18 protein-coding genes, 1 pseudogene and 1 riboswitch are annotated in these 20,324 nt (G+C 70.2%); of the genes and pseudogenes, 14 read left to right on the top strand and 5 right to left on the bottom strand.

What is annotated here, in order from left to right; translation table 11 throughout:
* The first annotated feature begins 107 nt into the window (after window positions 1-107).
* The 5 genes from FBY35_RS09740 to FBY35_RS09720 all read left to right on the top strand — a co-directional run bounded on the left by FBY35_RS09740 (window position 108) and on the right by FBY35_RS09720 (window position 4,981).
* A complete protein-coding gene (locus FBY35_RS09740) occupies window positions 108-470 on the top strand; it encodes a YraN family protein (RefSeq protein WP_142213406.1) in 363 nt (120 codons plus the stop codon).
* Entirely contained in the window at window positions 470-2,086 is a 1,617-nt protein-coding gene (locus tag FBY35_RS09735; RefSeq protein WP_142213405.1) for a YifB family Mg chelatase-like AAA ATPase, read from the top strand. The genes FBY35_RS09740 and FBY35_RS09735 overlap by 1 nt, the downstream gene beginning before the upstream one ends.
* Window positions 2,086-3,273: a DNA-processing protein DprA gene (gene dprA, locus FBY35_RS09730; protein WP_142213404.1), complete on the top strand. Its 1,188-nt coding sequence runs from the start codon at window positions 2,086-2,088 to the stop codon at window positions 3,271-3,273. Before FBY35_RS09735 ends, dprA begins: the two co-directional genes overlap by 1 nt.
* Window positions 3,274-3,515: 242 nt before the next feature.
* Window positions 3,516-4,352, top strand: coding sequence for an RNA polymerase sigma factor WhiG (whiG, locus tag FBY35_RS09725; protein WP_142213403.1), 837 nt, complete (start codon window positions 3,516-3,518; stop codon window positions 4,350-4,352).
* Between the two features lie 71 nt (window positions 4,353-4,423).
* Window positions 4,424-4,981, top strand: coding sequence for a TetR/AcrR family transcriptional regulator (locus tag FBY35_RS09720; protein WP_142214990.1), 558 nt, complete (start codon window positions 4,424-4,426; stop codon window positions 4,979-4,981).
* 278 nt (window positions 4,982-5,259) lie between these two features.
* Here FBY35_RS09720 and FBY35_RS09715 read toward each other — a convergent pair.
* Window positions 5,260-5,709, bottom strand: a pseudogene (locus FBY35_RS09715) (M23 family metallopeptidase); the annotation flags it as partial.
* A gap of 347 nt (window positions 5,710-6,056) precedes the next feature.
* Here FBY35_RS09715 and rpsB point away from each other — a divergent pair.
* From rpsB to FBY35_RS09670, 9 genes are all read left to right on the top strand, one after another.
* On the top strand, window positions 6,057-6,971 hold the full coding sequence (rpsB, locus tag FBY35_RS09710) for a 30S ribosomal protein S2 (RefSeq protein ID WP_142213402.1): 915 nt from the start codon (window positions 6,057-6,059) through the stop codon (window positions 6,969-6,971).
* 99 nt (window positions 6,972-7,070) lie between these two features.
* Window positions 7,071-7,907, top strand: a complete 837-nt coding sequence (tsf, locus tag FBY35_RS09705; protein WP_142213401.1) for a translation elongation factor Ts — start codon at window positions 7,071-7,073, stop codon at window positions 7,905-7,907.
* A 160-nt stretch (window positions 7,908-8,067) separates the two neighbouring features.
* On the top strand, window positions 8,068-8,850 hold the full coding sequence (pyrH, locus tag FBY35_RS09700; protein ID WP_142213400.1) for a UMP kinase: 783 nt from the start codon (window positions 8,068-8,070) through the stop codon (window positions 8,848-8,850).
* Window positions 8,851-8,978: 128 nt separating this feature from the next.
* The gene (frr, locus tag FBY35_RS09695; protein ID WP_142213399.1) at window positions 8,979-9,536 is read left to right on the top strand and encodes a ribosome recycling factor; all 558 of its coding nucleotides are present in this window, start codon (window positions 8,979-8,981) and stop codon (window positions 9,534-9,536) included.
* Window positions 9,536-10,645, top strand: coding sequence for a phosphatidate cytidylyltransferase (locus FBY35_RS09690; protein ID WP_142213398.1), 1,110 nt, complete (start codon window positions 9,536-9,538; stop codon window positions 10,643-10,645). Before frr ends, FBY35_RS09690 begins: the two co-directional genes overlap by 1 nt.
* A 95-nt stretch (window positions 10,646-10,740) precedes the next feature.
* On the top strand, window positions 10,741-11,847 hold the full coding sequence (rlmN, locus tag FBY35_RS09685; RefSeq protein ID WP_142213397.1) for a 23S rRNA (adenine(2503)-C(2))-methyltransferase RlmN: 1,107 nt from the start codon (window positions 10,741-10,743) through the stop codon (window positions 11,845-11,847).
* A 19-nt stretch (window positions 11,848-11,866) separates the two neighbouring features.
* Window positions 11,867-11,991, top strand: a riboswitch (TPP riboswitch).
* Between the two features lie 68 nt (window positions 11,992-12,059).
* Window positions 12,060-13,151 carry a thiamine ABC transporter substrate binding subunit gene (locus FBY35_RS09680; RefSeq protein WP_142213396.1) on the top strand — a complete coding sequence of 364 codons (1,092 nt, stop codon included), beginning with the start codon at window positions 12,060-12,062 and terminating at the stop codon, window positions 13,149-13,151.
* A 62-nt stretch (window positions 13,152-13,213) separates the two neighbouring features.
* Window positions 13,214-14,830: an iron ABC transporter permease gene (locus FBY35_RS09675; RefSeq protein WP_260848568.1), complete on the top strand. Its 1,617-nt coding sequence runs from the start codon at window positions 13,214-13,216 to the stop codon at window positions 14,828-14,830.
* Entirely contained in the window at window positions 14,830-15,858 is a 1,029-nt protein-coding gene (locus FBY35_RS09670) for an ABC transporter ATP-binding protein (protein ID WP_186356895.1), read from the top strand. The genes FBY35_RS09675 and FBY35_RS09670 overlap by 1 nt, the downstream gene beginning before the upstream one ends.
* On the opposite strand, the gene FBY35_RS09665 is transcribed toward FBY35_RS09670, so the two are convergent.
* The 4 genes from FBY35_RS09665 to FBY35_RS09650 form a co-directional block, all read right to left on the bottom strand.
* Window positions 15,845-16,780, bottom strand: a complete 936-nt coding sequence (locus FBY35_RS09665; protein ID WP_260848567.1) for a hypothetical protein — start codon at window positions 16,778-16,780, stop codon at window positions 15,845-15,847. The genes FBY35_RS09670 and FBY35_RS09665 overlap by 14 nt on opposite strands.
* Before the next feature lie 84 nt (window positions 16,781-16,864).
* The gene (locus FBY35_RS09660) at window positions 16,865-17,983 is read right to left on the bottom strand and encodes an LOG family protein (RefSeq protein WP_142213394.1); all 1,119 of its coding nucleotides are present in this window, start codon (window positions 17,981-17,983) and stop codon (window positions 16,865-16,867) included.
* 308 nt (window positions 17,984-18,291) lie between these two features.
* Window positions 18,292-19,467: a hypothetical protein gene (locus FBY35_RS09655; protein ID WP_142213393.1), complete on the bottom strand. Its 1,176-nt coding sequence runs from the start codon at window positions 19,465-19,467 to the stop codon at window positions 18,292-18,294.
* Window positions 19,449-20,177 carry an ABC transporter ATP-binding protein gene (locus tag FBY35_RS09650; RefSeq protein WP_142213392.1) on the bottom strand — a complete coding sequence of 243 codons (729 nt, stop codon included), beginning with the start codon at window positions 20,175-20,177 and terminating at the stop codon, window positions 19,449-19,451. Before FBY35_RS09650 ends, FBY35_RS09655 begins: the two co-directional genes overlap by 19 nt.
* Between the last annotated feature and the right edge of the window lie 147 nt (window positions 20,178-20,324).

Below are 20,324 nucleotides of genomic sequence, written 5' to 3'. Positions count from 1 at the left end.
TGAGTCCACTTCTGGGTGACTGAGTTATCCACAATCGACGGGCTGTCCACCAAGATCCACGAGTTGACGCCCGACGCGTCACAGTCGGTGCCGGAGGTGGTGCCGATATGAACGCTACGGGGGCACTGGGGCGGTACGGCGAGGATCTGGCGGCGCGGCTGCTGACCGAGGCCGGAATGACGGTGCTGGCGAGGAACTGGCGCTGCGGGCGGGCCGGTGAGATCGACATCGTGGCCCGGGACGGCGACACGGTCGTCGTCTGCGAGGTCAAGACCCGCAGGTCGGGCGCGTTCGAGCATCCGATGGCGGCGGTCACGCCGACGAAGGCACAGCGGCTGAGACGGCTCGCCGAATGCTGGCTGGAGCGCACCGGCGGGCCGCCGCCCGGCGGCGTGCGCATCGACCTGGTGGGTGTGGTGATGCCCAGGCGCGGAGCCCCCACCGTCGAGCACGCTCGGGGGGTGGCGTAATGGGGTTCGCGCGTGCGTGTTCCGTGGCGCTGGTCGGCGTCGAGGGCGTGGTGGTCGAGGTCCAGGCGGACCTGGAGCCGGGCGTGGCCGCCTTCACGCTGGTGGGCCTCCCGGACAAGAGCCTCTCGGAGAGCCGGGACCGGGTCAGGGCGGCGGTGGTCAACTCCGGCGCGGAGTGGCCGCAGAAGAAGCTGACCGTGGGGCTCAGCCCGGCTTCCGTCCCGAAAGGGGGAAGCGGCTTCGATCTGGCGGTGGCCTGCGCGGTGCTCGGTGCGGCGGAACGCATCGATGCGAAGGACATCGCCGATCTGGTCCTGATCGGAGAACTCGGCCTGGACGGCAGGGTGCGACCCGTACGCGGAGTGCTGCCCGCCGTTCTCGCGGCCGCGGAGGCGGGCTACCGGCAGGTGGTGGTCCCTGAGCAGACAGCCGGGGAGGCCTCGCTGGTCCCGGGGGTCTCGGTGCTGGGCGTCCGCAGTCTGCGCCAGCTCATCGCCGTACTGACCAATGAACCGGTGCCCGAGGAGGAGCCGGTCCCGGAAGGAAGTCCGGATCCCATGCTGGCCGGGCTGATGGTGCCGGGCGCGGGAGTCGGCACGGGGCTGGCGAGGGAGCCCGGCGAAGGACCGGACCTGGCCGATGTCGCCGGGCAGAGCGCCGCACGGACAGCACTGGAGGTCGCGGCGGCGGGCGGCCATCACCTGCTGCTGCACGGACCGCCCGGCGCGGGCAAGACCATGCTGGCCGAGCGACTGCCCGGGGTGCTGCCGCCGCTGACCAGACGGGAGTCCCTGGAGGTCACCGCCGTTCACTCGGTGGCGGGCATCCTGCCGCCGGGCGAGCCTCTGGTGCGGGCGGCTCCATACTGCGCGCCGCATCATTCGGCGACGATGCAGTCGCTCGTCGGCGGCGGAAACGGCCTGCCGAGACCGGGAGCGGTCTCGCTAGCCCACAGGGGCGTGCTGTTCCTCGATGAGACACCCGAATTTTCGGCCAAGGCGCTCGATGCTTTGAGGCAGCCGCTGGAATCGGGGCAGGTGGTGGTGGCGCGGAGCGCGGGAGTGGTGCGGCTGCCGGCACGATTCCTCATGGTCCTTGCGGCCAATCCATGCCCGTGTGGGCGGCACACGCTGGTCGGGGCGGGATGCGAGTGCCCGCCGTCGGTGATCCGGCGGTATCAGGCGCGGCTGTCCGGACCTTTGCTCGACCGCGTCGATCTGCGGGTCGGGGTCGAGCCCGTCAACCGCGGAGATCTGATGGGCCAGGGCGGCCGGGGCGAGCCGACGGCGGTCGTCGCGACCCGGGTGCGGGAGGCCAGGGAGCGTGCCGCGGCACGGCTGCAGGGCACGCCGTGGAACGTCAACAGCGAGGTGCCGGGTCATGAGCTGCGTACGCGTTGGCTGGTCGCGCCCGGGGCGCTGGCCGCGGCCGAGCGTGACATGGAACGGGGGCTGTTGACGGCGCGGGGCCTCGACCGGGTGCTGCGGGTTGCGTGGACGATTGCGGACCTCGCGGGACGGGACCGGCCACAGGCCCCCGACGTCGGCTTGGCCCTGGAACTGCGAACCGGCATCGCGCGCGGGGCGCCCATGCCCATCGGCGCGGGAGGGCCCTGATGCCGGACGCAGGGGGAGAGCTCCGGACGGTCACCAGGGAGGATGAGCGGTTGGCGCGGGCCGCGCTGACACGGGTGATCGAGCCGGGGGACGAGCACGGCGGGCGATGGCTGCGCGAGTTCGGGGCCCGGGGCCTCATGGCGCGGCTGACCGCACGTGAGCACGAAGAGGCGGGGCTGACCGGAGCCACGGCCAGGCGGCTCGCGGGCTACCGGACACGGGCGGCGGGGGCCGACCCCGACCGCGATCTGGCCGCGGTCGCCGCCGCAGGGGGCCGCTTCATCTGCCCGGGCGACCAGGAATGGCCGACCCAGCTCGACGACCTCGGTGACGGCAGACCAATCGGACTCTGGGTGCGGGGGCGGGCCGACCTGCGCACATGGGCGCTGCGCTCGGTCGCTGTGGTCGGAGCGCGAGCCTGCACTCCGTACGGCGCGCACATGGCGGCCACCTTGTGCGCGGGGCTCGCCGAGCGTGGCTGGGTCGTGGTGTCGGGAGCGGCCTTCGGTGTCGATGGATCGGCGCACCGGGGCGCACTGTCCTTGGGCGGGGCCACCGTCGCCGTACTCGCCTGCGGGGTCGATGTCGTCTATCCACGCGGACATGCCGAGTTGATCGGACGCATCGCCGAACAGGGGCTGGTCATCGGAGAGTTGCCGCCAGGCGACCATCCCACGCCCAGCAGATTCGTCCTGCGTAATCGGGTCATCGCAGCCCTGACCAGGGGCACCGTGGTCGTCGAGGCCGAATACCGCAGCGGCTCCCTCGCCACTGCACGCAGCGCACAGAAGCTCGGCCGCTACACGATGGGAGTCCCCGGTCCGGCCACCAGCGGGCTCTCGGCCGGTGTGCACGAACTCCTGCGCGGGGAGGGAGTGCTGGTCACCGACGCCGCGGAAGTGGCAGAACTCGTAGGGAACATCGGTGACCTTGCGCCTGACCGGCGGGGGCCTGTGCTCCCCAGGGATCTGCTGGATCCCGTCAGCGCGCGGATTCTTGAGGCCATACCTGCCCGAGGTGCGGTCGACGGCCGGTGGCTGGCGCGGGCCACCGGGACGACGCCCGACGAGACGCTCGGCAGGCTGTACGAACTGCACGCGCTGGGCTTCGTCGAACGGGAGGGAGATGGATGGCACTTGACGCGTAGCGCGATCCGCGGTTCGAACGCGCGGCGAGGCGGTCCTTGACCTGGAGCATTCGGGTGAAAAGGTGATGCCGATGACCTTTGCAGGCCTGTCGGCGACATCTGAGAGACCGGCGCGCGCGGTGGCCGCCCCGGTTCGAAGGTGTGGACGACAGCCCATACCCGCACAGGTTCGTTCCCCCGTCCTTCGCCCACCGCAACGCCGCAGTCACGCTACGCTCACCAAGGTTCCGGCCCAGATGCTCGTCTCCTCCCCCCTCACAGCAGAACGGCTCAAGGCAACGCATGCCCCAGCACACCTCCGGGTCTGACCGCGCGGCAGTGCCCCCCTCTGCCCGTGGCACCGTGCGGCCCCCCGCTCCCTCGTCGCTCGACGAGTTGTGGCGGTCGTACAAGGCCACGGGTGACGAGCGGCTGCGCGAGCAGTTGATCCTGCACTACTCACCTCTGGTGAAGTACGTCGCGGGCCGGGTGAGCGTGGGGCTGCCGTCCAACGTTGAACAAGCGGACTTTGTCTCCTCCGGGGTCTTCGGACTCATCGACGCCATCGAGAAGTTCGACATCGACCGGTCGATCAAGTTCGAGACGTACGCGATCACCCGTATCCGTGGCGCGATGATCGACGAACTGCGGGCCCTGGACTGGATTCCGCGCTCCGTGCGGCAGAAGGCAAGGGCCGTGGAGCGGGCCTACGGCACGCTCGAGGCACAGCTGCGGCGTACACCGTCGGAGTGCGAGGTCGCCGCCGAGATGGGGATCGCGGTGGACGAACTACACGCGGTTTTCAGCCAGTTGTCCCTCGCGAACGTGGTGGCGCTGGAGGAGCTGCTGCATGTCGGCGGCGAGGGCGGCGACCGGCTCAGTCTGATGGACACCCTTGAGGACACGGCTGCCGACAATCCGGTCGAGGTCGCCGAGGACAGGGAGTTGCGCCGGCTGCTCGCCCGTGCCATCAATACCCTCCCCGAGCGCGAGAAGACCGTCGTCACCCTCTACTACTACGAGGGCCTCACCCTCGCCGAGATCGGCAATGTCCTCGGGGTCACCGAGAGCCGGGTCAGCCAGATCCACACGAAGTCGGTTCTGCAACTGCGCGCGAAGCTGGCCGACGTCGGGCGCTGACGCCGAATCGTCCCTGCCTCGTCCACCGGCATCCGTACAGTGGAGGCGTGCCCAGGATTCGAGCGGCCTCTGTGGCCGAGCACCGGACCATGCAGCGCGGCGCCCTGCTGGACGCCGCGCGCTCCTTGCTGTCCGAGGGCGGCACGGAGGCGCTGACCTTCCCCGCCCTCGCCGAGCGCACCGGCCTGGCCAGGTCCTCCGTCTATGAGTACTTCCGCTCCCGGGCCGCGGTCGTCGAAGAGCTGTGCGCGGTCGACTTCCCCGTCTGGGCGGCGGAGGTCGAGACCGCGATGCAGCAGGCGGACTCGGCCGAGGGCAAGGTCGAGGCGTATGTGCGCAGGCAGCTGGACCTCGTGGGCGACCGGCGTCACCGGGCGGTTGTCGCGATCTCCGCGAGCGAACTGGACGCGGGGGCACGGGAGAAGATCCGCGCCGCCCACGGCGGGCTGATCGCGATGATCGTCGAGGCGCTGGGCGAGCTGGGCCAGGAGCAGCCCCGGCTGGCGGCGATGCTGCTGCAGGGTGTCGTGGACGCGGCGGTGCGCCGCATCGAGATCGGCGCGGGGGAGGACCCGGAGGCGATCGCCGACGCGGCCGTGGCGATGGCACTTCGAGGCGTACGTGGCTGAGCCGGCGCGGGCGCGCACCGCTCGCCCGCCACAGGCCCCGCCCACCCGGACCGCTCGCCCGCCACAGGCCCCGCCCACCCGGACCGCTCGCCCCGCCCACCCGGACCGCTCGCCCGCCACAGGCCTCGCCTACCCGGCCCGCGCGGGCCGCGCCGCAGACCCCACCTCGACACGGCGGCCGCGACCACGAGGATCACCGCGTGCAGCGCCCCGCCTGCCCCGGCCAGAACCGGCTCGCGCATCGCGGGGGCGGCCGCAGCAGCGGTCGACCCCAGAGCCGGGACGCCGAACACCGGCAGCAGCCGTGACGGGGGACGGCGCAGCAGCCAGGGCGGCAGCAGGGACAACGGATCCAGATACTCCTTCCCGCGCAGCAGTCCCCAATGCAGGCACCCCTGAGTGCAGTGCGACGGCCCCGCTTCCACGGTCGCGACCACCTGCCCCGCGCTCACCTCCGTGCCCTCGGGCAGCAGCGGGCGCACCGGCTCATAGGTCGTGCGCAGTGGCGGGTCACCCGTACCGGTGAGGGTCACGGAGAGTACGCCTCGGCCCGCGACCCGGCCCGCGAACGAGACCCGGCCGCGCGCGGCCGCCAGTACCGCTGTGCCGGGCGGCGCGGCCAGGTCCACCCCGCGGTGGCCCGCCCCGTATGCCGAGGCCGGCGGCTCCCACCCGCGCACGACGAAAGGACGTGGCGGCCCCAGGGGCCAGCTCCGGTCGCGGGAATCGTCGGCCGCGGCCGGGCCGGTGCCCGCCCAGGCCGCCCAAAACATCAGAACGAGCAGGAGGAGAAGTCTGCGAAACGTGGCGCGGTACATGGCACAGACCGTCCCGCGAATTTCGCAGGCCAGTGGATCATGGTCCGAATCTGTGGAGTACCGACCGGTTGTGGACAGCGCCGTCACCCGGCACCGCGCGGGTCCCGTACACTTCTTCTGGCGATCCGGGTCACCGGGTCGACTTCGCACGCCCCGCCACCACACCCTCTTCAGGTCGGTGGCCGCGCTCCTCGGTCCCTTGTGGCACGGCGCGTCGGGGCGTCAGGACAAAACCGAGAATCCAAGGAGATACGGCCATGGCCGTCGTCACGATGCGGGAGCTGCTGGAAAGCGGCGTCCACTTCGGTCACCAGACCCGTCGTTGGAACCCGAAGATGAAGCGATTCATCTTCACGGAGCGCAACGGCATCTACATCATCGACCTGCTCCAGTCGCTGTCGTACATCGACCGCGCCTACGAGTTCGTCAAGGAGACCGTCGCCCACGGCGGCTCCATCATGTTCGTCGGTACCAAGAAGCAGGCCCAGGAGGCCATCGCCGAGCAGGCGACGCGCGTTGGCATGCCGTACGTCAACCAGCGTTGGCTGGGCGGCATGCTCACCAACTTCTCCACCGTCTACAAGCGCCTTCAGCGTCTGAAGGAGCTTGAGCAGATCGACTTCGAGGATGTGGCCGCGTCCGGCCTCACCAAGAAGGAGCTCCTGGTCCTCTCCCGCGAGAAGGCCAAGCTGGAGAAGACCCTTGGTGGTATTCGCGAGATGCAGAAGGTGCCCAGCGCCGTCTGGATCGTCGACACCAAGAAGGAGCACATCGCCGTCGGTGAGGCGCGCAAGCTCCACATCCCGGTCGTCGCGATCCTGGACACCAACTGCGACCCGGACGAGGTCGACTACAAGATCCCCGGCAACGACGACGCCATCCGCTCCGTCACCCTGCTCACCCGCGTGATCGCCGACGCCGTCGCCGAGGGCCTCATCGCCCGTTCCGGTGTCGCCACCGGCGACTCCAAGCCGGGCGAGAAGGCCGCCGGCGAGCCGCTGGCCGAGTGGGAGCGCGACCTCCTCGAGGGCGAGAAGAAGGCTGACGACGCCGAGGCCGAGAAGCCGGCCGAGGCCGCTGCTGAGGCTCCGGCCGCCGAGGCCGCCCCGGCCGCCGAGGCTGCCCCGGCGGCCGAGGCTGAGAAGCCGGCCGCGGACGCCGAGCAGGCCTGACCGCACAGGTTCGGTAGTTGACGGCGGGGGACGGTGCCACAAGCGCCGGCCCCCGCCGCTCACCCGTAGATCTTCGACTTTCGAGAGAGATTCAAGGACATGGCGAATTACACCGCCGCTGACGTCAAGAAGCTCCGCGAGCTCACCGGCGCCGGCATGATGGACTGCAAGAAGGCCCTGGACGAGGCCGAGGGCAACGTCGACAAGGCCGTCGAGGCACTGCGCATCAAGGGCCAGAAGGGCGTCGCCAAGCGCGAGGGCCGCTCCGCCGAGAACGGCGCCGTCGTCTCCCTGATCGCCGACGACAACACCTCCGGTGTCATCGTCGAGCTGAAGTGCGAGACGGACTTCGTCGCCAAGGGTGAGAAGTTCCAGGCCGTCGCCAACGCTCTGGCCACCCACGTCGCCGCGAGCTCTCCGGCCGACCTCGACGCGCTGCTCGCCTCCGAGATCGAGGCCGGCAAGACCGTCCAGGCGTTCGTCGACGAGGCCAACGCCAACCTCGGCGAGAAGATCGTCCTCGACCGCTTCGCGCAGTTCTCCGGTGCCTACGTCACGGCGTACATGCACCGCACCATGCCTGACCTCCCGCCGCAGATCGGTGTCCTCGTCGAACTCGACAAGGAGAACGCCGAGGTCGCCAAGGGCGTCGCGCAGCACATCGCCGCCTTCGCGCCGAAGTACCTCTCCCGCGAGGACGTCCCGGCGGAGGTCGTCGAGTCCGAGCGCCGCGTCGCCGAGGAGACCACCCGCGCCGAGGGCAAGCCCGAGGCTGCCCTCCCGAAGATCGTCGAGGGACGCGTCAACGGCTTCTTCAAGGAGGCCACTCTCCTTGGCCAGCCCTACGCGCTCGACAACAAGAAGTCCGTCCAGAAGGTTCTGGACGAGGCCGGTGTCACGCTGAAGCGCTTCTCGCGCATCAAGGTCGGCATCTGACCCGTTGAGCGATCGACACGGGAGCCCGCTAGGGTTTCTTACGCAGTCGCCGGTCGCGCTCGCGCCGGACGACCGCAGATCTGACGAGGAGGCCATTGCCGACAGGGACACCAGCACCCCAAGGCAATGGCCTTCTTCGTATGTGCACGAGGAGATCTCCATGAACAAGGGCGCGGACGCCAACCAGGCAGCCGACGACAAGAGCGACCACGACGTCAAGCAGGCCGGGCGCTTCATGCTGAAGCTGTCCGGTGAGGCCTTCGCCGGCGGCGGCGGACTCGGCGTCGACCCCGACGTCGTACACGCCATCGCGCGCGAGATCGCCGCGGTCGTCCGCGACGGTGCGCAGATCGCGGTCGTCATCGGCGGCGGCAACTTCTTCCGCGGGGCCGAGTTGCAGCAGCGCGGCATGGACCGGGCTCGCTCCGACTACATGGGCATGCTCGGCACGGTGATGAACTGCCTCGCCCTCCAGGACTTCCTGGAGAAGGAGGGCATCGCCTCCCGTGTCCAGACCGCCATCACCATGGGGCAGGTCGCGGAGCCGTACATCCCGCTGCGCGCCGTACGCCACCTGGAGAAGGGGCGCGTCGTCATCTTCGGCGCCGGTATGGGTATGCCGTACTTCTCCACCGACACCACCGCCGCGCAGCGCGCCCTGGAGATCGACGCCGAAGCCCTGCTGATGGGCAAGAACGGCGTCGACGGGGTCTACGACTCCGACCCCCAGACCAACCCCGACGCGGTGAAGTTCGACGCGCTGGAGTACGGCGAGGTACTCACCCGCAACCTCAAGGTCGCCGACGCCACGGCCATCACTCTCTGCCGCGACAACGCTCTTCCGATCCTCGTCTTCGAGCTGCTCGCCGAAGGCAATATCGCTCGGGCCGTCAAGGGTGAGAAGATCGGCACGCTCGTGAGCGACCAGGGCACCAGGGCCTGACCCGGGGGACTTCCCTCGAGGGATGGACAAAGTCCTGCCGGTCGGACACCGTGCAGGGAACAGACGCGACGCAGGTTCCGCCGGCCCAGTCGAACGCCGGGCCTACTCAAGACACGCAGGAGCAAGTGGTGATCGAAGAGACCCTCCTCGAGGCCGAGGAGAAGATGGAGAAGGCCGTCCTGGTCGCCAAGGATGACTTCGCCGCGATCCGCACCGGACGTGCGCACCCGGCGATGTTCAACAAGATCGTGGCGGACTACTACGGTGCGCTGACCCCGATCAACCAGCTGGCCTCGTTCTCGGTTCCCGAGGCGCGGATGGCCGTGGTGACACCGTTCGACAAGAGCGCGCTGCGCAATATCGAGCAGGCCATCCGCGACTCCGACCTCGGCGTCAACCCGAGCAACGACGGCAACATCATCCGGGTGGTGTTCCCGGAGCTGACGCAGGACCGCCGCAAGGAGTACATCAAGGTCGCCAAGACCAAGGCCGAGGACTCCAAGATCTCGATCCGTTCCGTGCGCCGCAAGGCCAAGGAGACGATCGACAAGTTCATCAAGGACGGCGAGGTCGGCGAGGACGAGGGCCGCCGTGCGGAGAAGGAGCTCGACGACACCACCGCGAAGTACGTAGCGCAGGTCGACGAGCTGCTCAAGCACAAGGAAGCCGAGCTGCTCGAGGTCTGATGAACGACTCTTCCTGGGGGGCCCCGCCGAGTGCCGGTTTCTGGGGACCGCCCGACCAGGGGCCTGCCCCGGCGGGTCCCGCATACGATGAGCATGACGCACAGCAGACTCGGCCCATGCCCATCGTGCCGGACTTTCCCGACGCAGGTAGAGACGCCGAAGACCGTAACGACCGCGACCTGAACGACGACCGCGACCGGGGGGCCGCTCGGCTGAGCGGCCCGCTGTTCCGGGACGAGATTCCGCAGGAGCCCATGCCCACCCCGCCGCCGGCGGCCCAGCCGCCTCAGAAGAAGCGGGCGGGTCGTGATCTGCGTGCGGCCATAGCGGTCGGTGTCGGGCTCGGCGCCGTGATCGTGGCATCGCTCTTCGTCGTCAAGGCCGTGTTCGTCGGCGTGATAGCGGTCGCCGTCGTCGTCGGGCTGTGGGAGCTCACCTCGCGTCTCGAGGAGCGCAAGCAGATCAAGGCGCCGCTGGTACCGCTCGCGGTGGGCGGCGCGGCAATGGTCGTGGCCGGTTATGTCCGCGGTGCGGAGGGCGCCTGGGTCGCGATGGCGCTGACGGCGCTCGCGGTCCTGGTCTGGCGGATGACGGAGCCGCCCGAGGGTTACCTGAAGGACGTCACGGCGGGTGTCTTCGCCGCGTTCTATGTGCCGTTCCTGGCGACGTTCGTCGCGATGATGCTCACCGCCGACGACGGGCCGCAGCGGGTGCTCACCTTCCTGGTACTGACCGTGGTCAGCGACACGGGTGCGTACGCGGTGGGCTGGCGCTTCGGCACCCACAAGCTCGCGCCGCGCATCAGCCCCGGGAAGACCCGCGAGGGCCTGGTGGGCGCGGTGACGTTCGCGATGGCTGCGGGCGCGCTGCTCATGGAGTTCGTGATCGACGACGGCACCTGGTGGCAGGGTCTGCTGCTCGGCTTCGCGGTCGCGGCCAGCGCGACGCTCGGTGACCTGGGCGAGTCGATGATCAAGCGGGACCTCGGGATCAAGGACATGGGCACGCTGCTGCCGGGACACGGCGGCATCATGGACCGGCTCGATTCGCTGCTGCCGACGGCTCCGGTGGTGTGGCTGCTGATGGTGATCTTCGTAGGGTCCGGTTGACCTGCTGACCCTGCTGACCTGCGCGTTCGGCTGAGGGGTTCGGTGTCCGAGGGACGGCGAACCCCTCTTCGTATCTCTGCGACACTGGTAGCACCATGCCCAAGCCCGGAGAACTCACTTTCGTCGCGCCCCGCGGAGCCAACAAGCCCCCGCGGCACCTCGCCGACCTCACGCCCGCCGAGCGCAAGGACGCCGTCGCCGCCATCGGCGAGAAGCCGTTTCGTGCCAAGCAGCTCTCGCAGCACTACTTCGCGCGCTATGCCCACGATCCCGCCCAGTGGACCGACATCCCCGCGTCCGCGCGCGAGAAGCTCGCAGCCGAGCTGCTGCCGGATCTGATGTCGGTCGTACGGCACATCTCGTGCGACGACGACACCACCCGCAAGACCCTGTGGCGGCTTCACGACGGCACGCTCGTCGAGTCCGTGCTCATGCGCTACCCGGACCGGGTGACGATGTGCATCTCCTCGCAGGCCGGCTGCGGGATGAACTGCCCCTTCTGCGCCACCGGTCAGGCGGGACTCGACCGCAATCTGTCGACCGCCGAGATCGTGCACCAGATCGTCGACGGCATGCGCGCCCTGCGCGACGGCGAGGTGCCCGGAGGCCCGGCGCGGCTGTCCAACATCGTCTTCATGGGCATGGGCGAGCCACTGGCCAACTACAAGCGGGTCGTCGGCTCCATCCGCCGTCTCACCGACCCCGAGCCGGACGGTCTCGGTCTCTCGCAGCGCGGGATCACCGTGTCCACCGTCGGTCTGGTGCCGGCGATGCTGCGCTTCGCCGACGAGGGCTTCAAGTGCCGTCTCGCCGTCTCGCTCCACGCGCCGGACGACGAGCTGCGCGACACCCTGGTCCCGGTCAACACCCGCTGGAAGGTCCGCGAGGTCCTGGATGCCGCATGGGAGTACGCGGAGAAGTCCGGCCGCCGTATCTCCATCGAGTACGCGCTGATCAGGGACATCAATGACCAGGCGTGGCGGGGCGATCTGCTGGGCCGCATGCTCAAGGGCAAGCGGGTTCACGTGAATCTGATCCCGCTCAACCCGACGCCGGGCTCGAAGTGGACCGCATCGCGGCCCGAGGACGAGAAGGCCTTCGTGGATGCGATCGCGGCCCACGGTGTGCCTGTGACCGTACGGGACACCCGTGGCCAGGAGATCGACGGAGCGTGCGGACAGCTGGCGGCGACCGAGCGGTAGTCTGGGCTCGAACACTTGCATATTCCGACAGGGGAGCGCCACAGCGCTGAGAGTGCGGCACATGCGTGGAAACAGGCATCTGGTCGCAGACCCTCTGAACCTTGCCCAGGTCATTCTGGGTAGGAAGTTCGGTCATCACTCAAGCTGTTGCGCCCTGCTCACTCCATGTGAGCGGGGCCGCGTCTCTTCCTGGTCACTCCAGGAGGAATTCAGTGAGCACCACCAAGAAGGTGGCGGTTTCCGCCGTCGCCGTCGCGCTCGGCGTCTCGACGCTGGCTGCGTGCGGGGAGTCCAAGGACTCCGCCAAGAACAGCGGTCCGACGTCCAAGACCGTGACACTCGTCGCCCATGACTCGTTTGTCGCCTCGCCCGCCGTACTGAAGCAGTTCACCAAGGAGACCGGCTACACGGTCAAGCTGCTCCAGAGCGGCGACGCGGGCGCCGCCCTCAACAAGGAGATCCTCACCAAGGGCTCCCCGCAGGGCGATGTGTTCTTCGGCGTCGACAACACCCTCCTCTCGCGTGCTCTGGACAACGACCTGTTCACGCCGTACGAGGCCAAGGGCCTGGACCAGGTGCCCGACGAGGTGCAGCTGGACAAGGACAAGCACCGCGTCACGCCTGTCGACACCGGCGACATCTGCGTGAACTACGACAAGAAGTACTTCGCCGACAAGAAGCTGGCCCCGCCCCGGTCTTTTGACGACCTGATCAAGCCCGAGTACAAGAACCTGCTGGTCACGGAGAACGCGGCGACCTCGTCGCCCGGTCTCGGCTTCCTCCTCGGCAGTGTCGGCAAGTACGGCGAGGACGGCTGGCAGGACTACTGGAAGAAGCTGAAGAGCAACGGCGTCAAGGTCGTCGACGGCTGGGAGCAGGCGTACAACAGCGAGTTCTCCGGTTCCGCCGGTGGCAAGAAGGCCAAGGCGGACCGCCCGCTGGTCGTCTCGTACGCCTCCAGCCCGCCGGCCGAAGTCGTCTTCGCCAAGCCGCAGCCGACCCAGGCGCCCACCGGCGTCGCGACCGGAACCTGCTTCCGCCAGACGGAGTTCGCGGGACTCCTGAGTGGCGCGAAGAACGAGGAGGGCGGCAAGGCCCTACTGGACTTCCTGCTCTCCAAGCAGTTCCAGGAGGACATGCCGCTCAACATGTTCGTCTACCCGGTGGTCAAGGGGGCGAAGCTGCCCGAGGCGTTCACCAAGTTCGGCGCAAGCGTCGACAAGCCGGAGACCGTCGCTCCCGACAAGATCGCCAAGAATCGTGAGCAGTGGGTCCAGTCATGGTCCTCGCTCGTACTGAAGTAACGAAGTCCGTCCCGGGTTCCGTCCGCGGTTCCCTACGGAGCAGTGCGGCGCGGCTCGGGCTGATGGCCGGGCCCGCCGTGTTCTTCGCGGTCTTCTTCGCCTACCCCGTCGTCTCGATCGTCGGCCGCGGCCTCCAGGTCGACGGGGTATGGCAGTTCGGGCGGATCGGCGAGGTGCTGAGCCGCGGCGACATCCAGCATGTGCTGTGGTTCACCGTCTGGCAGGCGCTCGCCTCCACCGTCCTCACACTGCTGATCGCGCTGCCCGGCGCGTATGTCTTCGCGCGCTTCGACTTCCCGGGCAAGCAACTGCTGCGGGCGGTGGTGACCGTTCCCTTCGTGCTGCCGACCGTCGTCGTCGGGACCGCGTTCCTGGCGCTCCTCGGCCGTGGCGGACTGCTCGACGAGCTGTGGGGCGTCAGGCTGGACACCACCGTGTGGGCGATTCTGCTCGCGCATGTCTTCTTCAACTACGCGGTGGTCGTACGGACCGTGGGTGGCCTGTGGTCACAGCTTGACCCGCGCCAGGAGGAGGCCGCCCGGGTGCTGGGTGCAGGGCGGTTCGCCGCCTGGCGGCGGGTGACGCTGCCCGCGCTCGGACCATCTGTCGCGGCGGCCGCCCTGATGGTTTTCCTTTTCACCTTCACTTCGTTCGGCGTCGTACAGATCCTCGGCGGACCGACCTTCTCGACGCTCGAGGTGGAGATCTACCGGCAGACGGCCCAGCTGCTGGATCTGCCGACGGCGGCCGTGCTCACCATGGTCCAGTTCGCCGCGGTCGGCGCGATCCTGGCGGTTCACGCCTCGACGGTCCGGCGGCGGGAGACCGCGCTGAAGCTGGTCGACCCGGCCCAGACCGCGCACCGGCCGCGCGGCGCGCGGCAGTGGGCGCTGCTCGGCGGGGTCCTGCTCACCGTGCTGCTGCTGATCCTGGTGCCGCTCGGAGTGCTCGTGGAACGCTCGCTGGACGGGCAGGGCGGCTACGGTCTCGACTTCTACCGGGCCCTGCAGTCGACCGGCGACGCAGGCAGCAGCTTCCTCGTCCCGCCGATCGAGGCGATCTGGAACTCGATGCAGTATGCGCTGGCGGCGACCGGCGTCGCACTGCTCGTCGGCGGGCTCGCGGCCGCGGCGCTCACCCGGCGCGCGGGACGGCTCGTGCGCGGGTTCGACGCGCTGCTGATGCTTCCGCTCGGGGTCTCCGCGGTGACCGTCGGCTTCGGATTTCTGATCACCCTCGACGAGCCGCCGCTGGATCTGCGGACCTCATGGATTCTCGTACCACTGGCGCAGGCGCTGGTCGGTGTCCCCTTCGTCGTACGGACCATGCTGCCCGTCCTGCGAGCGGTCGACGACCGGCTGCGCGAGGCCGCGGCCGTGCTCGGGGCCTCGCCCCTACGGGTCTGGCGTGAGGTCGATCTGCCGATGGTGCGGCGTGCCGTGCTGATCGCGGCGGGGTTCGCCTTCGCCGTGTCGCTCGGTGAGTTCGGGGCGACCGTCTTCATCGCCCGGCCCGACCGTCCGACCCTGCCGGTCGCCGTAGCACGCCTGCTCGGACGGCCCGGGGAGCTCAACTACGGTCAGGCGATGGCTCTTTCGACGATCCTGATGCTGGTGTGCGCGGTAGCGCTGCTGCTCCTCGAACGCATCCGTACCGACAAAACCTCGGGGGAGTTCTGATGGCCTTGCTGCGACTGGAGGATGTGACCGTACGGTTCGGGGCGCGCGTGGCTCTCGACGCGGTGGACCTGGAGGTGGCCGAGCACGAGATCGTCTGCGTGCTCGGCCCGAGCGGCAGCGGCAAGTCCACGCTCCTGAGGATCGTCGCCGGGCTCCAGCCCGCGGACACCGGGCGGGTGCTGCTGTCCGGCGCCGACCAGGCGGGGGTGCCGGTGCACCGGCGTGGAGTCGGGCTGATGTTCCAGGATCACCAGCTCTTCCCGCAGCGCGATGTGGGCGGCAATGTCGCCTTCGGGCTGCGGATGCGCGGTGCCGGCCGGGCCGAACGAGCCCGCCGCGTCGATGAGTTGCTGACGCTCGTCGGGCTGCCCGCCGCACAGCGCCGGGCGGTTGCCTCGCTGTCCGGCGGCGAGCAGCAGCGGGTGGCGCTGGCCCGGGCGCTCGCGCCGGAGCCCCGGCTGCTGATGCTGGACGAGCCGCTCGGTCAGCTGGACCGGGGGCTGCGCGAGCGGCTTGTGGTCGAACTGCGTGAGCTGTTCGGGCGGTTGGGCACCACCGTGCTTGCGGTCACTCACGACCAGAGCGAGGCCTTCGCACTCGCCGACCGTGTCGTGGTCATGAGGGACGGCCGGATCGCCCAGGCGGGCACTCCGCTGGAGGTCTGGCAGCGGCCCGCGTCCGAGTTCGTCGCACGCTTCCTCGGCTTCGACAACGTGGTGGCGGCGACGGTGAGCGGGACGGCCGCCGACACGGTGTGGGGAAAGATCCCGGTGCCGGACGGCTCGCCACAGGGCGAAGGCAAGGTCCTGGTCCGGCCTGCCGGCGTACGGCTGGACGACGCGTCGTCCGGGCTGCCGTGCAGGGTCGAGGGGCTTACGTTCCGGGGCAACCATGTCGCCGTACGGCTGAGGCACTCCGACGCGCCGCCGCTGGAGGCGGAGTGCTCTGTGCGGGACGCGCCGGAGGAAGGGGCCGAGGTGGGCGTGGTCTTCGGCGCCGAAGATGTGGTCGTGCTCAGCGAACGGTGAGGACGTCCTGCGGACGCAGCTCGTCGGCACCGGGCTCATGCGGCTGTGACTCCGTGCCATGAGCCTCGGACGCGCCGAACCAGGCGACCGCGACCGCGCCCGCCACCGCCGTTGCGAACCCGAGGATCGCCATCCACGCGAAACCCTCGCGCGAGGCGTCACCCAGCCACAGCACGCCGATCATGCCCGGCAGTACGGTTTCGCCCACCACCAGCGCCGCCGTCGCGCCGTTCACCGAGCCGATCTGAAGGGCGACCGTGTGCAGGTACATGCCGCCGATCCCGGCCACCAGGATCGCGTACAGCGCCGGGTCCGTGAGCAGCGCACCCAGGTCGAAGGGGTCGATGCCGTTCAGTACGCGTACGCCGACACCCAGCGCGCCGAAGCCGAGACCCGACAGCAGACCGGCCAGGATCGCGGCACGGCCGCCGAGAAGACGTACGAAGACGGTGCCACCGGCCATCAGCAGCAGCGAGATCGCCAGCAGCCACCAGTGCGTCGCGATGGGGGTGTCGCCGCTGCCCTCCGGGCCCGCAGCCGTGGCCAGCAGCACCAGCGCCGAGCAGACGACGGCGATCGAGGTCCACTCGGCGCGGGTCAGCCGGATGCCCAGCATCCTGACGCTCAGCACGGCCGTGATCACCAGATTCGCGCTGATCACGGTCTGCGAGAGGAACAGCGGGAGCAGCCTGGCCGCCAGCGCGCCCAGGCCGAAGCCGACGAAGTCCAGGATGGTGCCGACGATGAACTCCCAGGTCATCGCGGCCTTCGCGGTGGACGAAAGGCTCGGCCCGCCGTGCTGCGTCATGCCCGACGCGGCCGCCTCGCGGCGCGCGGACCTGCGGGATCCCACGGCCTGGAGCACCGACCCCGTGCCGTAACAGATCGAGGCCGCGACAGCGGTCAGTAGGCCAATCAGCACCAGGGGCTCCGTTCACGTGGGGTCAGTCCAACTCCGGCTGGACTGCCAGACGTGTCTTCGGCCTCCGAAGTTGCTTTTGAGTGGTCAACCGCTGCCGGTCAGGCTCATCAGGGCGGCCGGAGCCTCGTCGACCGAGTCGACGAGCGCGATACGCGACTCCATCGGGCGGCCCGCCGCGAGGGACTGGAGCAGCGGCCAGGTGGGGAGCGTCCGCGTCCAGTGCGCGGTATTGACGAGGACCATGGGGGTCGGCTCGCCGCGGGACTCGTAGTAGTTCGGGGTCGCGTTGTCGAAGATCTCCTGGACCGTGCCGGCGGCGCCGGGCAGGAAGATCGCGCCCGCGGCTGAGCGGGCGAGGAGGCCGTCCTCGCGGGTGGCGTTCGCGAAGTACTTGGCTATGTGGCCCGCGAAGGCGTTCGGCGGCTCGTGGCCGTAGAACCAGGTGGGGATGCCGATGGAGTCGCCGCCGCCCGGCCAGCGGTCGCGGACCTCGAAGGCGGCGTCGGCCCAGTCGGAGACGGACGGGGTGAACGAGGGGGCCTTGGCGAGGAGTTCAAGCGCCTCGTCCAGCATCTCGTCGGGGTGCGGTGCGGCGTACGCGCCGAGGTTGGCGGCCTCCATGGCGCCGGGGCCGCCGCCGGTGGCGACGGTGAGCCCGCTCCGGGCGAGGACCCGGCCGAGGCGGGCGGCGCCCGCATAGGCGTCCGTGCCGCGGGCCATGGCGTGCCCGCCCATCACGCCGACGACGCGCGCGCCGATGAGGTGTTCGTCCAGCGCGTCGGATATGGCGTCGTCGTGGATCGAGCGGAGCATGGAGGCGAATATGTCGCCGTCGGCCTTGGTCTTCTGGAACCAGGCGTATGCCCGGGCGTCGGGAGTGGCCTCGTAGCCGTCGGTCGCCAGGCCCTCGAAGAGCTCGTCGGGGGAGTAGAGCAGCCCGCGGTACGGATCGACGTGCAGATCGGGAACCGGCGGGAAGACGAGCGCGCCGTCGGCCCGGACCTTGGCGGCGGCGTCGGGCTGCATGGGGCAGCCGAGGAAGACGGCGCCGGTGGTGTCGGCGCCGAGCAGTGCGAAGGTGCGGTCGGTGAGGTCGACGGACTGGACGCGGTGTCCGGCGAGGGTGCCGTGGGAGACGGCGAGATCGAACTCTTCGAGGGATTCGATCTCGCCGTCGTGGCGGGGTCCGGGGGGAGGCGGCATGCGGCCACGATAGGGGGTTGGGGTTTGGTCTCCCCCACCCCGACCCTTCCCTGAACCGGGGTGGGCCCCCGGACCCCGCCTGGCCGGGCCACGCCTTGCAGGGATCCGGCCCCCGCCGCCGGGGCAGGACGTGCGGGGCTGACGCCCTCGGATCCGGGCGGACGCCCGGATCCGGCGGGGGCTTCGTCGTGTCTTGTGGGACGCGAGCTCGGGGCGCCGGGCTTCGCGCTGCGTTGCGGCCCCTGGCACGGTCGTCGGCTTCGCGGCGTGGGACCCCGTGCCGGACGCCAAGTTCGCGGCGCCCGGTCTCAGGAACTGAGAGGGAACGCCGCCACCGCGCCCACCGCACACGTCAGGGGCGTGAAGACCAGCAGGAGCGTTACCGCTCGCAGGGCCGCCGCCCGGCGGAGGAGGGGGGCCGCGGTGCCCAGGCGGCGGAGGGATTCCGTTGTTGTTGCACGGGCCTGCTTGGCCTCCAGGGCCGAGACCAGGAGCGTCGCCGTCGTGCAGGTGATCACCAGGGCCGCGCCCAGGCCGGTGAGGGGGCCGAAGGGGCGGGGGGCCGCCTCGTCGTAGAGCGCGGAGGCCGCCAGCGCCGCCGCGGCGACCGCGCACACGACACCCAGCGGGCCCCCGATGCGGGTCGCCTCCAGCATCAGGGTGCGGCCCGCCAGCAGGCGGGTCGCACCCGGGCGGAGGGACTGCAGGAGGCGGCCGCAGAAACGGGTGATGCCCGGGCCCGCCAGGGCGAGGCCGAGGGCGGCGAGGGACCAGCCCACGAGGACTCCGGCAGGGTTGCCCTCGACGGGGCCGGTGAATTCGCCCGGCAGGGGAAGCGGTGACCCCGAAACGCCGCGGCTCGCGTATGTCTCGACGGCCAGGCCCGCCGCCATCAGCGCGACCCCCCACGGCAGCCCGGCCGGAGCAGGAGAAGGCGCCGGGGCGGACCCGGACACCGTGGTGGGCGACGGAGACCGCCGTGGGCGCAGTGTCAGCGCAGCCGCCACCGACGAGAGCAGCGGCACCAGCGCGAGCAGTGTCAGCGCCGCGCCCAGCGGCAACGGCCGGTTCGCCGCGAGCAGTTCGGCAGCCGCACCGTCGAACGGCAGCCCCGTCAGATCCCCCCGCAGGTGGAGGAAGAACAGCAGGGCGACCATGCTGCCGAGCGTGCCGGAGACGGCGGTCGACACCGCGGCCAGCGCGCTGAGCCGTGCGGGCCCCAGGCCGATCGCCGAGAGCCCGGACCTCGGACGCGTACTCGGATCCGTACGCGCCACGGCCACCGCGAAGTGCACCGTTGCCGCGAGTGGGATCAGGCACCACACCAGCCGTACCGCGGACGCGCCGGGGTCGGTGGGGTGGGACAGCGCGTATGTCAGCGTGGACAGCAGCAGAAACCCGACGCCCGCGGATGCCGCCGCCACCATCAGGCGGCGCAGCAGGACCAGGGGATGCGTGCCGCGAGCTAGACGGAAAGCGAGCACTCGGGCCGGCCTTCCGCGTCCACGGTCGCGAGCGAGTTGACCCGCCGGCCGTCGACGAGCGCGATCGAACGGTCGGCGAGCGCCGCGACCTCCGCGTCATGCGTGGCGAGCACGACGGTGATGCGGTGCGAACGGGCCGCGGCCGTGAGCAAACGCAGCAGATGCGCCCGGTCCGCCCGGTGCAGCGTCGCCGTCGGCTCGTCCGCGAACAGCACCGATGGCGTGGCGGCCAGCGCCCGCGCGGCGGCGACCCGTTGCCGCTGCGCCTGCAGCAGCGCATACGGCCGCTTACGCGCACACGCTCCGATGTCGAGCCGCTCCAGCCACTCCATCGCCGCGCTCTTCGCCGCGCGGTGCGACATACCGCGCAGCAGCAGCGGCAGGGCGGCGTTCTCCCACGCAGTCAGCTCCGGGACCAGCGTCGGCTCGGGGTCGATCCACCCGAAGCGGTCCCTGCGAAGCCGCTCGCGCCGCGGCACGCTCAGCGTGTGCACGGGGGAGCTGTTGAACCAGACTTCGCCCTCCCGCGCGACCAGTTGACCCGACAGGCACCTCAGAAGCGTGGTCTTGCCACTGCCGCGGGGCCCGCACACGGCGAGGATCTCGCCCTCCCGTACGCCGAGCGATACGCCGACGAGCGCGGGCGAGCCGTTGTGGGAGTGGTGCAGGGAACGAGCCCAGAGCACATCGTTGTCCGGCGGAGCCACCATGGCGTACACCTCGGTTCTGATCAGATTTCCCCTCCCCCGTCCGGGGGAACGAAGACAGGGCCGATGGGTTACTCGGCACGCTAGGGATTCAGAACCGGGGTCGCGGGAAGCACACGGCCCGGGTGCACCCCATCTCACTCGGATGGT

Source organism: Streptomyces sp. SLBN-118, assembly GCF_006715635.1.
Taxonomy (GTDB): domain Bacteria; phylum Actinomycetota; class Actinomycetes; order Streptomycetales; family Streptomycetaceae; genus Streptomyces.
The sequence above is the reverse complement of the archived record's forward strand: the minus strand, read 5'-3'. Positions and strand labels throughout refer to the sequence as shown.